We start from the raw sequence: 13,386 nt of genomic DNA, 5'->3' as shown, positions 1-13,386 counted from the left end.
GCGACGCTCCTACAAAGAAACCGATCCGCGCTCTGTACCTTGGTGATGCCACCTGTGGGAGCTTGCCTGCAAGCGATTCTCTCCCCCCATCGCCACACACAAATAGAAAGCACCCTGCAAGGAGAGTCGGTTCTTCGCTCGCTCACCCTGCGGGCGTTCCTTCGCTACGCTCGGTGGCGGCGCGATCCCGGACCAGGATCAAAAGCATTTTTACCGCAGAGGGCACAAAGGGTGCTGAGGAAAGACGGCTTTTCTCTGTGGGCGATTCCCGTTAATCCGCGATGTGCCTTTTGTTTTGGGGCGTGTTTTCCTGGGGTTGAGTTTAGGCTCGATCCCAGGGGAAGCTGATGACCTGATCGATGCGGCCGGCCTTTTGTTGTGCCATCAGCAATCTTTCTACCCCCATGGCCACGCCGCTGCAGTCTGGGAGGCCGTGATTCATGGCCGCGAGCAGGTGAGTGTCCGGAGTCATGGGGGGTAATCCCTGCTGTTTTCGCAGGGCGTTGTCCTGGTGAAAGCGGCGCGATTGCTCCTGCGGGTCGGTGAGCTCCTGGTAGCCGTTGGCCAGCTCCAGCCCGCGGTAATAGATCTCGAAGCGTCTTGCGACCAGGGCGCCGTCACTGTCCTCATGGGTTTGTGCCAGCGCGGCGGCCCAGCCGGGGAAGTCACTGACCACCGAGAGCTGGTCGACAGGCAGGGTGGTTTCGACCTGTGTCGCCATCAAGTAATCCACTGCCGCGGTTTTTTCCAGACCTGCCGGGGCGCCATGGTGCTCGGCGCATTTTCTCAAGGCTTCGTCTGTGGCGGTCAGGGGGTCCAGGCCGGTGGCCTGCAGGAAGAGGGAGCGGAAGCGATAGTGCTGACGGCAGGCATCCGGAAACAGCTCGGCCAGCAGCGCCAGGCACTCGTCGATCAGCTCCTTGAGCGCAAAGCCAGGGCGGTACCACTCCAGCATGGTGAATTCCGGGTTGTGTCTCCCTCCGGCTTCGCCATCTCTGAATGCCTTGCAGGTCTGGTAGATCGGCCCACTGCCGGCGGCCAGCAGGCGCTTCATGTGATACTCGGGGGAGCTCTGCAAATAGCCGTAGCCGGGTACCGGTATGCACTGGATGTGGGGGTCGCTGACGCCGTAGTGCGCCAGTTGTGGGGTGTCCACTTCCAGCACTTTGCGGGCATCAAAAAAGGCGCGCACCGTGCCTAGCAGCTCGGCGCGCGCCTTGATGGCCTCGAGGGAGGCGGTGGGGAGCCAGTCGCTCACGCCTAGCTCTTGATGCGGCCCACGTAGTCACCGGTACGGGTATCGACCTTGACGATTTCACCGGTCTGAACAAACAGCGGAACGCGGACAACTGCACCGGTGGTCAGGGTGGCAGGCTTGCCGCCAGTGCCCGCGGTGTCGCCCTTCAGGCCGGGGTCGGTTTCCACGATTTCCAGTTCCACGAAATTGGGGGGGGAAACGGACAGCGGCTCGCCGTTGTAGAGGGTGATCTCGCACACGTCCTCTTCTTTGAGCCACAGCTTGGCATCGCCCACGGCGGCTTCATCGGCGGCTTTCTGTTCGAAGGTGGTCTGGTCCATGAAGTGCCAGAACTCGCCATCGGCATACAGATACTGCATGGACACGTCCATGACATCGGCACCTTCCAGAGAGTCGCCAGACTTGAAGGTGCGCTCCCAGACCTTGCCGGATTTCAGGTTGCGCAGCTTGACGCGATTGAAGGCCTGGCCCTTGCCTGGCTTCACAAATTCGTTCTCGATGATGGCGCAGGGGTCGCCGTCGAGCATGACTTTCAAGCCAGACTTGAATTCACTGGTAGAATAGTTGGCCATAAATAATGTTCCAAAGGTTGATGTATGGCATTGGAAAGGCTGGCAATGATAACGCAGGACGCGCCCGGTTGGGAGTTACCCGACTGGCAGCGTCAGCAGGCCGATCTGATCACGGATCCGGCGGAGCTATTGTCAATGCTGGGATTGGCCGCGGATGCATTGCCCGAGCAGTTGGCGGCGGCCCGGGATTTCCCGCTGCGGGTGCCCCGTGCCTATGCGGCGTTGATGACGCCCGGTGATCCGGATGATCCCTTGTTGCGGCAGGTCATGAGCGTGCCGGAAGAGCTGCTGGAGCAGCCGGGGTACACCGCCGACCCGCTGGACGAGTCCGATCACACCCCGGTGCCAGGCCTGTTGCACAAGTATCACGGTCGCGCCCTGCTGGTGGTGACGGGTGCCTGTGCGGTGCACTGCCGCTACTGCTTCCGCCGTCATTTCCCTTACCAGACCCATCTGAGCGGCAAGCGCTGGGAGCAGGCTCTGGCATGGTTGTCAGAACGGCCGGATATCAACGAGGTGATTCTCAGCGGCGGCGACCCGCTGACGCTCAATAACCGTCGCCTTGGGCAGTTGCTGGAGGGGCTCGCCGCACTCCCGCATCTGGTGAGGTTGCGGGTTCACAGTCGTACCCCGGTGGTGATTCCGGAGCGCCTGGACGACGGATTGCTGGCGCAGCTGGCCGACCCGCGTTGGCGATCGGTGCTGGTGCTGCACGCCAATCATCCCCGAGAGCTGTCGCCGTCGCTTCTGGAGCGTACTCGCCAATGGCAGCGGGCCGGCATCACGCTGCTGAATCAGAGCGTGTTGCTGGCGGGGGTCAACGACGACCTTGAGACGCTGGTGAGACTGTCTGAGCGTCTCCACGACGGGGGGATCATGCCGTATTACCTTCACCTTCTGGACAAGGTTCAGGGGGCGGCCCATTTTGCCGTGCCAGATGATCAGGCAATGGCCCTGCATCACCAGTTGCGCGGTCGTTTGCCGGGCTTTCTGGTTCCGCGGTTGTCCAGGGAAGAGCCGGGTGAGGCGGCCAAAACGGTGCTCGCTGGCTGAAAGCCTGAAATAGCAAGAACTTGCGACATTTACAGTCATGTAACTGTGTCGTAAAGTCATGTGACACAGGACTCATAATAAGGAACCCGGTTTGGCGCCTCGCATGCGCTGGCTTATGGCCCGCAGGGGGTGAGGCGCTTCGCAGAGGGTTTCTCAACAAGAACCCGCAGGTAGCCTGGATGCCGCCGAGATAAGGACTATCTTCATGGAGCAACCAGCCCAGACGGTACGGTTGAAACTGCCCGAGCAGGACTTGCCGCACCTTACGCTAGGCGCTGACCAGCCAAAAAAATTGCAGCAGTGGGTAGACGCTCTGCCGGTAATGAACATGGGGGAAACGGCCAAGCAGCTGTACCAGTTCATTCAGGAGCTGAACCGCCTGCCGCTGGATTCCAAGGTGCGCTTCCAGTTACTGGAGATCGTTCGCCCTTCGATTCTGCATGTCTGCCAGTCTCTCCAGAAGCATTACCTGAACCAGGCGCTGGTGTTGCCAGAAAAGGCTCGACGTGTGGCGAGTCTGGCCCAGGCGCTGCAAGGGCATCTTGCCAATGGCTACAAGCTGGTTTCGGTACGGGCGGTGCGCCGTTTCCGCGACAAGGCAGCTCGCAAGTCCATTACCATTGCCATTCACCGGGCCATTACGGCGCTGGGTGACACCCTGCTGCGCTGCTATCAACTGTATTTCCCCAGCCCCCGTAACCTGTGGTTGGAGCTGCACCAGCTGTATCTGCTCGCGGAGCTCCACGGCATTGCCAGCACCCCAGTCGAAGATGAGGGGGGCGAGTCCACGATCCAGTCTGCCTATGCCCGTTGCCTGCTGTTGGCAACCAGCAAGCCGAACCAGTTACGTCAGCAGGAGCTGGCGCTGGTCTATCAGGGGGCCTATAGCTGGGCCTCGCTGGTGTCCATTCGTGAGGCCAGCAGCGAAGATGACCTGTTCGTGTTTGATCTGCAGGCAGACCGGCCGCCGGTCTACCGGACCCATGCTTCCCAGGCATCTGAAAGTTGGCGTTATATCGACTCCTCCCGTCTGACCGAAGCGATGTGCGCCTGGCGGGATAATCCCGACGAGGCGACCCTGAAGGTGCCCCGGGGGCTGGATGACGGCCTGCTCGACCACTTGCAACAAGTGTGGGGTGCGCTCACTGAGCGGGCGTTTAAACGAATGCCCGAAAATGGCGAAGTTGAGCTGTGTTTCGGGTTGGTGGGTGTTCACTATTTTCTTTCCGGCAAGGTGCCGTTCGAGGCCATGGTCGAGCGCGGTAGTCTGTCGGTGTTGGGGGAGGAAGAGGAGAACAATCCCTTCCTGCTCAACATCAAGATGTCTTCCAAGGAAAAGCAGCACAAGTCTGATCCCTGGGCGTCGGCTTACCAGTCCGACTATGCCGGCGAAACCATCGAGATGGACAGCGCGACGGGCGGGAATAGCGCCGAAGTGCGTTTGCCAGAGAGCTATCATTGCCAGAAGGTCAATGCCAGCCCTGGCGGCTATTGCCTGTCCTGGCAGGGCAATACCCCGAGCTTGCTGCGCACCGGTGAGTTGCTGGCCCTGCGCGATAGCACCCATAGCCAGTGGATGCTCGCGGTGATTCGCTGGGTGACTCAGTTGCCAAGCCATGGTGCCCGTTTCGGCGTGGAATTGCTGGCACCCGGTGGCCGCCCGGTGGCGGCGCGGGCCTTGCGCAAGCAGGGGCAAGACAGCGATTACATGCGTGCCATCCTGCTGCCGGAGTTGTCTGCTGTAGGGCAACCGGCGTCGCTGCTGTTGCCTACTGTCGGATTTAATGAAGGCGTAAAGGTGGAACTGGTTGAGCAAGGCGAGCCTGGTCGCGTACAGTTGCTGCGGCGTGTTCAGGGGGCATCGGGCTTCAGTCAGTATCCGTTCCGGGATCTGGCCGCCCCGGCTGCTCCCCCTGTGAAACCGCCCTCCGGTGATGGAGAAGATGACGATGAGCTGGATTCTATCTGGTCCAGCCTATAATAATAAAAAGTGGGTGCTAATCTATCTGCACCCGGGATACACATTTGCCGTGAGGATGCGGCAGCTGAAGTTGTTCTGCCATGGGTCAGGCGCTTCCCCGTACACTGACTGGCATGCCTGACAGCATGCGAGCCCAGTCGTCGCTGGAGGTGGCCAGAACAGGATTGTTGGACGGTATGGCAGACGAGAGCGGTGACTGACCCATGAGCTATGCCCTGGACAACCTGCGTTTGCTGATCGCCCATGATTCCCAGGACGAGGCGGAGCAGCTGATGAATATGCTCCGTAATGCGGGCAGGGCAACCCGGGCGCAGCTTGCTCTCGGCGAAGACGATCTGCTGCGAGCCCTCAAGGGCGGTGCCTGGGAGCTGATGCTGTGCCGCCCTACCTTTGGCGACGGCACCTTCGAGAGCGCTATGGCCCACCTCAATCGTCTGGGTAAGGCGATTCCCGTTATCCTGCTCGAAGATGATTTTTCCGCGAAGACCCTCAAAGCCGGCCTGGAAATGGGGGCTCGCAGTGTCGCCCCTGCGGGTGATCGTGAGCTTCTGGCCCTGATGGTCGATCGTGTTATCGAATATGTGCGTGTTCGCAAAGAGCTGCAGCACTCTGAAATTGCCCTGCACGATGCCGAGAAGCGTCTCTCCCTGCTGATGGATCAAAGCCGCGACGCTATTGCGTATGTGCTTGATGGCATGCATATCCATGCCAACGACAACTATGTCGAGATGTTCGGCTATGAAAGCCCGGACGATCTGGCTGGTGTGCCGATCATGGACATGGTCTCTGCCGCCGACCACGACAAGCTGAAAAAACTGTTGCGCAGCCGAGCACAGGACGAAAACCAGACCCAGGAGCTGGAGTGCAAGGGCGTTAATACCGAGGGCGAAGAGTTCGATGCCACCTTCACCTTCTCGCCAAGCACCTACGACGGTGAAGCCTGTACCCAGATTGTGATTCGTACCTCGGCGGTAGACCAGAGTGATCTGGAAGAGCGGCTGCAGGAAATGAGTCAGAAAGATCAGGTAACCGGGCTGTTTAGCCGGTCCTGGTTTGTGGATCAACTGGATGATGCCGTTGCCGCAGCGGCACGCGACAGCCAGCTGGCGGCGGTTTTGTATCTGCGCCTGGATGATTTTGAGCATCACCAGTCGTCGTTGGGCATTGATGGCGCTGATGACATCCTGCGGGCTGTGGCCCAGTGGTTGCCCACTGACGTTGGCGATGCCCGTCTGGCACGGGTAGATGGCGAAGATTTTGCTGTTCTCTTGCCGGTGGAAGACATCGACGAGGCGTCTGAGCTGGCCGAGCGGCTGCGCGCTGGTATCGAAACGCTGATGCCGGAAGTGTCTGCCCGCACGGTTCAGATTACTGCCAGTGTAGGGGTGTCATTCGTGCGTGAGGATGCCCGCAGCAGCCAGGATATCCTGACCACCGCACTTAAATGCTGTAACCAGGCCCAGCGCAATAACGACGGCAAGGGCAACAGCGTCAAGGTCCATGACCCCATGGACGAAGTGACGGCAGGTTCGTCCGAGGCCATTGGCATGCAGCTTCGTCAGGCCCTGGAGCAGGGGAGTTTCAAGCTGCACTACCAGCCGTTAATGAGCCTGGAAGACGATGGTGAGCACATGTTCGAAGTGTTTGTCAGCCTGCCCCAGAAGCAGGGTGACGTGCTCGAAGCCAAGGACTTCATGCCAGTGGCAGCCGAACTGGGATTGGCGGGCAAGGTCGACCGTTGGGTTGTGCTTAACGCCATGCGGGCAGCCTCTGCCATGACGGATCCGGTGAAACTGGTGCTCAACATTAACGGTAGTTCCCTGGCGGATGCGACGTTGGTGGACTGGCTCCTCAAGGCAATGAAAGCGGCCAAAATGGAAGGTTCAGCCCTTGTCTTCCAGCTCAGCGAAGGCGATGCGACCACTTATCTGAAGCAGGCCGGTGTGTTCGCCGAAAAGGTGAAGGGTGTCGGTTGCGGTGTTTCCATCAGCCGGTTTGGCGGCGGTCTGGACCCGTTCAAACTGTTCCAGCACATCCCGGCTACGATGGTGAAATTCGAAGGCTCCTTCACGCAGGAGTTATCCAAGGCCGAAGGCCGCCAGCGCCTCTCCGAGATCGTCAAACAGGTCAAAGAGGAGCAGCGCAAAACCGTCATCGGGTTCGTGGAATCCGCAGCCCAGATGCAGACCCTGTGGACCCTGGGCGGTGTGGATTACCTGCAAGGGTTCTATCTGCAAGCGCCGATGGATAGCTTGCAGATTCCGGAAACAGCGTAAAAGGCAGTTAACAGTTAACAGTGAATAGTTAACAGCGACGCGGACTGGAGTTTTTAGATTCTTGAACGCAAGAGGCCGCACCCAAAGCCCGGGCGCGGCCTCTTGCGTTTAAAGACAAGACATTCGCCGAACGCGAACTGTTAACTGCTCTTCAGCAGCTCCGCTTGGTCCTTGTCCCGCACGCCGATCAAATACAGGATGCCGTCCAGTCCCAGGGTGGAGATGGCTTGTTCGGCGTTTTGTTTGACCAGGGGTTTGGCGCGGAAGGCGATGCCGAGGCCGGCTTCGCCGAGCATGGGCAGGTCGTTGGCGCCGTCGCCGACGGCGATCGCCTGTTCCAGGCTGATGCCTTCCTGGGCGGCGATTTCCCGCAGCAGCTCCGCTTTGCGTTGGCCGTTGACGATCTGTCCGACCACCCGGCCGGTAACCTTGCCGTCTTCGATTTCCAGTTCGTTGGCGTGGACATAATCAATGCCCAGCAAATCCTGTAGCCAGTGCCCGAACCAGGTAAAGCCGCCAGAGAGGATGGCAGTGCGATAACCCAGCGCGCGCAGGGTGCTCACCAGGCGTTGGGCGCCTTCGGTGAGCTGGATGCGCTCGCGCACCCGTTCCAGGGCGCCTTCATCCAGACCTTTAAGCAGGGCGACGCGGGCAGAGAAGCTCTCATTGAAATCCAGTTCTCCGCGCATGGCCCGCTCAGTAATTTCTGCCACCTGATCTCCCACTCCCGCTTCCACGGCAAGCTCATCAATCACTTCAGAGCGAATCAGGGTGGAGTCCATGTCGAAGACCACCAGTCGGCGATTGCGGCGGTAGGCGTTGTCGCGCTGGAAGGCGATATCCATGTTCTGATCGTTGGCGATACCCAGGAAGGCAGCACGCATGGCAGCGGCGTCTTTGGGTTCGCCACGCACGGAAATTTCGATGCAGGCCCGGTTGTCTTCGTGCTGGGATTCGCCTTCCAGATGCACCCGCCCGGACAGACGGGCAATGCTGTCGATATTCAGATCGTTATCCGCCACGGAGGCGGTCACCGCGGCCAGCTGCTCGGCAGTAATCTTGCGGGCCAGCAGCGTGATGATATGGCGATCTTTACCCTGTCCGGCCACCCACTCTTCGTAGCGGTCTTCGTCAATGGGGCGGAAGCGAACATTGATGTTCAGTTTGTGAGCTTCGAACAGCACATCCTTGAGTACCGCCGAGGAATCAGCATCCTTGGGGGTTTCCACCAGCATGCCCAGCGACAGGGTGTCGTGGATCACGGCCTGGCCTATATCAAGAATGTTGAGCCGGTAACGGGCCAGAATCCGGGTAAAAGCCGCAGTCAGGCCGGGGCGGTCACTGCCGGATACCTGAATCAGAATGATCTCGCGCACGCAGGGGCTCCAGGGGCTGAAGTCAAACGAAGGGAAGCAGACCGCTCCCGGTAAAAACCGCGTAAGAGTAGCAGATATCTGCCGCCTGACATACGCCAACACCCGCAAAGACACTGCCGGCGGTTACCGGGAAGTCATCGATACAGGTCGCCAGCAGGCTGCTTCTCACGGCGCTTCCCATGCCGAGCGAGGAGCGCTCTCCCCGGTGGGGCGAGCAACTTGAGGGAGCTTGCCTGCAAGCGATGCCCGGTTCAGACAGGGAAGACGGTGTCAGCCCGGTCAACGCAAATGGGCCCGGTCAGGGTATACTCCGGGCCAGACAAAATCGGATGGAAACCCCCTATGTCCCTTTGGGAGCAATGGCGATCATGGATCGGTCGTCAACACACGCTATTGCGCGAATTGATTCTGATGCTGCTGGCCATGCTGGTAGTCGGAATCTACTTTCTCGAGCACTTTTCCGCACGTTTGGAAGAAGAGCGTGAGGTGCAGCTGCAGGCACTGGCGGAACAAACCGCCATGCGCGCCGCCGAAGCGTTGGCCAGCGAAGATTCCATCAGCATTAATCTTATTGGGCGGGAAACCGTAGCCCTTCCCCCGGTGGCGGGGATCCGCTTCCAGAACCCGGCAGAAGTGCAGGTGGGGTTGGCCGGGGTGAGCGAGTCCACCTTGCGGGTGTCAGTACCGGTGGCGCTGCCGGATGGTGAGCTGGCAGGCAGTCTGACCTTGCTGGGCGAAGACAGTCTCGTGCCGCGCCAGCAAATTGAGGCAGGCTTTGTTCTGGCCGTGCTGTGTGTGTTGCTGTTGCGCCTGGCATTCACGGTGGTGCGCGAGCGTTTGTTGCCGCCAGAAGTGCAGGAGCCGGTACCCGAGCCATCCCCCGGGTTTGTTGCTGCGCCTGCGGTGCTGCCCGACCCTGTGGTGCCAGAGCCACTTGGGCCGCAGGGGCTGGAGCAGGAGCAGCCCCTGCCCGACCCGGACAGCATCACCGCCCAACTGCGTATCAGCATTGTGAACTTTGAATCCATTCGCCAGCGTTTTGCCCAGGATGCGCTGGAAGAGGTGCTCGCGGAATACCAGCAAATGCTGCAGCGAGCGGCGGCGGTCTATGGGGGGCAGGTCAGCGCCCCGGTAGGCCAGCAGGCCGGGGTGGTTTTCACTCAGGCGGCGTCTTCGCAGGCGGGGTTCGCGGCCCTGTGTACAGGCCTGCTGTTTCTGCGTGTGGTGCGGTTGCTCGCGCCACTGCGTAAAGAGAAGGGCAGGGTGACGCTGGAGTTCAAGGCGTTAATGACCACCGACCGTGATGAAAATGAAGCCTGGTCGTTGTGTGTGGCCGGCGTGCCCGGGCGCTTGCATGTGCCGGAGGCGCAGCTTTCCAGTACCGAGCTGGACGTGAAGGCACTCTATCAGCCAGAGAAAGCGCAGGTGGTCGTGGCAGGGGATCACCGTGTGCGGCTACAGCCCGTCGAGCAGCTGGCGCACCGCTATCAGACGCTGCTGCGGACTCAGGCAGAAACGCTGGTGTCCGAGGTCGGTGGCTCGGCCGGGCCCAGCAGGTAGCGGTTCATGGCCGCGGAGATCTGCTGTGGCAGCCCCGGCACGCCGGTGTTCCCGAATAACCGGTTGAACTCCAGAATGTATGGATGGTCATCCACCATGGCCACGTCGAACCCGGCGTGGTCGATATCCAGATAACGGGCCAGACCGGACACCAGTGAAATCGCCTGTTCCGGCACGGGTAGATCAGTGCGGACCCGCCCGCCCTGGCTGACGTTATTCAGGAAACCCGACCCCTCGCGCCAATAGCTGGCGACCACTTCGCTGCCGACAATGACGATGCGCAGGTCCCGGACTATGGGCAGCAGCTTCTGTACGTAAAGCACGCTTTCCCGTTCCGCGTAGTCGAGCAGTTGCTGGCGATTTTCTATCAGCCATACCCCCATGCCCTGGCTGGACCGCACAGACTTGGCCACGAACGGAAAGCGCCACTGATCCAGAATTTGCTGGATGCCATGGGGAGCCGAAGCGCAGATCAGGGTTTCCGGTACATGGTCCGGGCAGGCCGTTTGCAAGGCGCGGGTCATCTCGACCTTGTCATGGCCAAGGTGGTAACTGCTCAGGCTCGGAAAGATGCGCCGCTTGAGTACATAGTGCAGGCTGTTGATTTGCCAGTACCCGGGAAACAACAGCCAGTCTGCCGCCGCCAGCTCCTCTCGGTGCTGTTGCATGTGCTCAGGCTTGATATAGCGTACGCCGGGTAGTCCCAGGGTGCGAAAAGGATCGAAAGTGATCAGCTTCACGGTGGTGATCTCAGAGAAGGTGCGCTTTTTTAATCAGCTTTGACTGGCGGGTCAATCATTATCTGTCGTGATTCGCCCTTGGCAGGGGCAGGCGCTGCGGCTAGCCTTGCTCGACAAAATACTTTGGGAGAGCCGTCGTGACCATGCCGACATTGGAAAGTGATCTGATTCTGGTGAAAAACACCGAATCTGTAATGGAAATTACCCTGAACCGCCCGGACAAGCTCAATGCCCTGAGCAGTGTCATGTACTGGGATCTGGTCAAGCTGCTCAAGGCAGCGGAAGAGAGCGATGATATCCGTGTGGTGTTGTTCAGTGGTGAGGGGAAGTCCTTCAGTGCCGGTAACGACCTGGTGGATTTCCTCAATGCTGCGCCCGGCGAAGCCCCGGCTGCCGCTGCGTTTATCGAAGCGATCCATGATTTCCCCAAGGTGGTAGTGGCCGCTGTGCAGGGGAATGCAGTCGGCGTGGGGACCACCATGCTGCTGCACATGGATCTGGTGGTGGCCTCCGAAGACGCCAAGTTCATCACCCCGTTCGCGGATCTGGGCGCGGTGCCGGAAGCCGGCTCTGCCAAGCTGATTCCTGCCTGGCTGGGTTACCAGCGGGCCGCTCGCCTGTTGCTGTTGTGTGAGCCGATGCTGGCACAGGAAGCCTACGAAACCGGGCTGGTGGCCAAGGTGGTGAAACGTGAAGAGCTGGAGGCCACCGCACGCAACTGGGCCGTGGCACTGGCGAAGAAACCGCCCCGCGCCCTGCGCGAGAGCAAGCGCCTGATGCGCGAATCCATCAACAAGCCCCTGTACGAAGTGGTCAAGGAAGATCTGGCCTTGTTCGGTGACCTGCTGCAGGGCGACGAAGCCAAGGCCGTTATCGCGGCGATGCTGAGTAAGAGCAAGTAAAAGCAGCTGTGAGCGATCAGCTTTGAGCTGCGAGGCGCGGGATAGGCAGGTGCGGACGGAATCGCCTTGCCCCGCGGGCCAAGGTGTTTGTGTAGGGCGGAAACGGGCGTTATCGGCGGAGATGGGCATTCCCCCCATTTCCGCCCTACGAGACAGTGCTAGCACTATGGTTGTGCGCGGGCAGTGCACATCTGCTTCTACACACCCTCCCCGCGCCTCACAGCTCAAAGCTATAACACCCCCGCATCCAACCCCGCGGCCAGATACATCCCCAACTCCTCCACCTGGGCTTCAAACGCATCTTGCCAGTCGCCGCGTAGCACCAGTGGATCCTGCACCCAGTTCCAGCGTAATCCTGTGACAATGGTCTCCACTGCCCGCCGGGTGCCGGTGCCGTCGTGGCCGGCGCGGATGTAGATTGCGCAGGGCAACCCCTGTTTTTCTTCCAGCACTGGATAGTAGCTGCGGTCAAAGAAATCCTTGAGGGCGCCGCTCATGTAGCCCAGGTTTTCGGTGGTGCCGAGCAGAATGGCATCGCAGGCCCGAACATCCTCCGGTCCCGCCTCCAGCGGTGCCTTCACCGTCACGCAGACGTTCTCGATATCCTCATGCCCGGCCCCGCGGGCCGCAGCCTCGCGTAACTTGAGCGTGTTGGGTGAGGGGGCGTGGGCGACAATCAGCAGATGTTTCATGATCCGAATATTCAACGCGGTCGATAAGGCCAGCATAGCAGCAACATGCGACGCCAGCGGAAGCCCCCACGACTTCCCTGAGAACAGAGAATCCTTCCAGATCGTCGAGTTCGGCGCCAATCAATAACCTGTGCCTATTGTAGGAGCCATGCTTGCATTGCGATCCGAGCTCAAGCAAGGCCAAGATCCCGGTAGCGTATTTATAGACACGCCAGCAGCCCACAAAAGAAGCCTCGGTAGCTCTCCTTCCTCCCCTTGTTCCTCACGCCTCAACATAGTTCAACGGCAGCGCCGCCGTATCGACCACCCGCCGCATGACAAAGCTGGAATGCACCCCGCTGACGCCTTCAATCCGGGTGATCTGGTTGAGCAGAAAATGTTGGTAGGCGTCGATGTCCGGCACCACCACTTTTAGTAAGTAATCTGCATCCTGTCCGGTAACCAGATAGCACTGCTGGACCTCCGAAAAGCTGGCCACCTTGTCCTCGAAGTTGGCGAAGCGCTCCGGGGTATGGCGATCCATGCTGATCTGGATCATCACGGTCAGATCCAGCCCCAGCTTGCGGGCATCCAGCACGGTTTCCCGTTTGATGATGATGCCGGCTGCTTCCAGCTTCTGCACCCGCCGTGAGCAGGGCGAGGGCGACAGGCCCACGGCTTCCGCCAGCTGCTGGTTGCTCAGGCCGCCATTGCTCTGCAGCGCTTCAAGAATGCGCAGGTCGGTGCGATCCAGTTTTGCCAGTTCTGACGTCTTCATGTGTGGTTTCTCTCGTTATCTGCGATTTTTGGCAATAATATTGCCAATAAAGCCGAAATCGGGCTGATAAAGCAAGCACATTGCGCGCGTTGCGCCGTAAAGTATCTCTCGTAGGGCGATGATGCAGACGGCCACAAGCCGGGCGCCTCTCTTTGCCGCTACCGGTGCCTACCGGCGCCCTGATCGACAACTAAGGAGCCTCTGAATAACTCCTTGCGT

The 13,386-nt window shown here is 60.0% G+C and carries 12 protein-coding genes; 5 read left to right on the top strand and 7 right to left on the bottom strand.

Annotated elements, in window-relative coordinates; genetic code table 11:
* Positions 1–322 precede the first annotated feature (322 nt).
* Positions 323–1,258, bottom strand: a complete 936-nt coding sequence (gene epmA, locus A15D_RS16505; RefSeq protein ID WP_102792821.1) for an EF-P lysine aminoacylase EpmA — start codon at positions 1,256–1,258, stop codon at positions 323–325.
* A gap of 2 nt (positions 1,259–1,260) precedes the next feature.
* A complete protein-coding gene (gene efp / locus A15D_RS16500) occupies positions 1,261–1,830 on the bottom strand; it encodes an elongation factor P (RefSeq protein ID WP_022985368.1) in 570 nt (189 codons plus the stop codon).
* 45 nt (positions 1,831–1,875) lie between these two features.
* Here efp and epmB point away from each other — a divergent pair, with 45 nt between their 5' ends.
* The 3 genes from epmB (at position 1,876) to A15D_RS16485 (ending at position 7,140) form a co-directional block, all read left to right on the top strand.
* Positions 1,876–2,883, top strand: coding sequence for an EF-P beta-lysylation protein EpmB (gene epmB / locus A15D_RS16495; protein ID WP_102792825.1), 1,008 nt, complete (start codon positions 1,876–1,878; stop codon positions 2,881–2,883).
* 205 nt (positions 2,884–3,088) lie between these two features.
* On the top strand, positions 3,089–4,864 hold the full coding sequence (locus A15D_RS16490; RefSeq protein ID WP_102792820.1) for a hypothetical protein: 1,776 nt from the start codon (positions 3,089–3,091) through the stop codon (positions 4,862–4,864).
* Positions 4,865–5,067: 203 nt separating this feature from the next.
* Entirely contained in the window at positions 5,068–7,140 is a 2,073-nt protein-coding gene (locus tag A15D_RS16485) for an EAL domain-containing protein (protein ID WP_102792819.1), read from the top strand.
* Between the two features lie 140 nt (positions 7,141–7,280).
* Here A15D_RS16485 and serB read toward each other — a convergent pair whose 3' ends face one another.
* Positions 7,281–8,516 (bottom strand): phosphoserine phosphatase SerB, encoded by a 1,236-nt coding sequence (gene serB / locus A15D_RS16480; protein WP_102792818.1) that lies wholly within the window; start codon positions 8,514–8,516, stop codon positions 7,281–7,283.
* 22 nt (positions 8,517–8,538) lie between these two features.
* Positions 8,539–8,685, bottom strand: a complete 147-nt coding sequence (locus tag A15D_RS17275; protein ID WP_158245825.1) for a hypothetical protein — start codon at positions 8,683–8,685, stop codon at positions 8,539–8,541.
* A 173-nt stretch (positions 8,686–8,858) separates the two neighbouring features.
* On the opposite strand from A15D_RS17275, the gene A15D_RS16475 reads away from it, so the two are divergent.
* A complete protein-coding gene (locus A15D_RS16475; protein ID WP_199175973.1) occupies positions 8,859–10,076 on the top strand; it encodes a hypothetical protein in 1,218 nt (405 codons plus the stop codon).
* Here the strand turns inward: A15D_RS16475 and A15D_RS16470 are convergent.
* On the bottom strand, positions 10,022–10,816 hold the full coding sequence (locus A15D_RS16470) for a RimK family alpha-L-glutamate ligase (protein ID WP_102792817.1): 795 nt from the start codon (positions 10,814–10,816) through the stop codon (positions 10,022–10,024). The genes A15D_RS16475 and A15D_RS16470 overlap by 55 nt on opposite strands.
* A 143-nt stretch (positions 10,817–10,959) precedes the next feature.
* Here A15D_RS16470 and A15D_RS16465 point away from each other — a divergent pair, with 143 nt between their 5' ends.
* Entirely contained in the window at positions 10,960–11,718 is a 759-nt protein-coding gene (locus A15D_RS16465) for an enoyl-CoA hydratase-related protein (RefSeq protein ID WP_102792823.1), read from the top strand.
* 230 nt (positions 11,719–11,948) lie between these two features.
* Here the strand turns inward: A15D_RS16465 and A15D_RS16460 are convergent, their stop codons facing one another.
* Together A15D_RS16460 and A15D_RS16455 are read right to left on the bottom strand one after the other, a co-directional pair.
* A complete protein-coding gene (locus tag A15D_RS16460) occupies positions 11,949–12,410 on the bottom strand; it encodes a flavodoxin family protein (protein WP_102792822.1) in 462 nt (153 codons plus the stop codon).
* Between the two features lie 262 nt (positions 12,411–12,672).
* Positions 12,673–13,167, bottom strand: coding sequence for an Lrp/AsnC family transcriptional regulator (locus A15D_RS16455; protein ID WP_102792816.1), 495 nt, complete (start codon positions 13,165–13,167; stop codon positions 12,673–12,675).
* Between the last annotated feature and the right edge of the window lie 219 nt (positions 13,168–13,386).

Source organism: Alcanivorax sp. MD8A (genome assembly GCF_002888555.1).
Taxonomy (GTDB): domain Bacteria; phylum Pseudomonadota; class Gammaproteobacteria; order Pseudomonadales; family Alcanivoracaceae; genus Alcanivorax.
Note: the sequence above shows the minus strand (reverse complement) of the source record. Positions and strands in the feature narration are given on the sequence as shown.

Excerpts from the sequence above, each read along its gene's own strand:
- efp (WP_022985368.1), bottom strand. The coding sequence starts at position 1,830 with ATGGCCAACTATTCTACCAGTGAATTCAAGTCTGGCTTGAAAGTCATG.
- epmB (WP_102792825.1), top strand. The coding sequence starts at position 1,876 with ATGATAACGCAGGACGCGCCCGGTTGGGAGTTACCCGACTGGCAGCGT.
- A15D_RS16490 (WP_102792820.1), top strand. The coding sequence starts at position 3,089 with ATGGAGCAACCAGCCCAGACGGTACGGTTGAAACTGCCCGAGCAGGAC.
- A15D_RS16485 (WP_102792819.1), top strand. The coding sequence starts at position 5,068 with ATGAGCTATGCCCTGGACAACCTGCGTTTGCTGATCGCCCATGATTCC.
- A15D_RS16475 (WP_199175973.1), top strand. The coding sequence starts at position 8,859 with ATGTCCCTTTGGGAGCAATGGCGATCATGGATCGGTCGTCAACACACG.
- A15D_RS16465 (WP_102792823.1), top strand. The coding sequence starts at position 10,960 with ATGCCGACATTGGAAAGTGATCTGATTCTGGTGAAAAACACCGAATCT.
- A15D_RS16460 (WP_102792822.1), bottom strand. The coding sequence starts at position 12,410 with ATGAAACATCTGCTGATTGTCGCCCACGCCCCCTCACCCAACACGCTC.
- A15D_RS16455 (WP_102792816.1), bottom strand. The coding sequence starts at position 13,167 with ATGAAGACGTCAGAACTGGCAAAACTGGATCGCACCGACCTGCGCATT.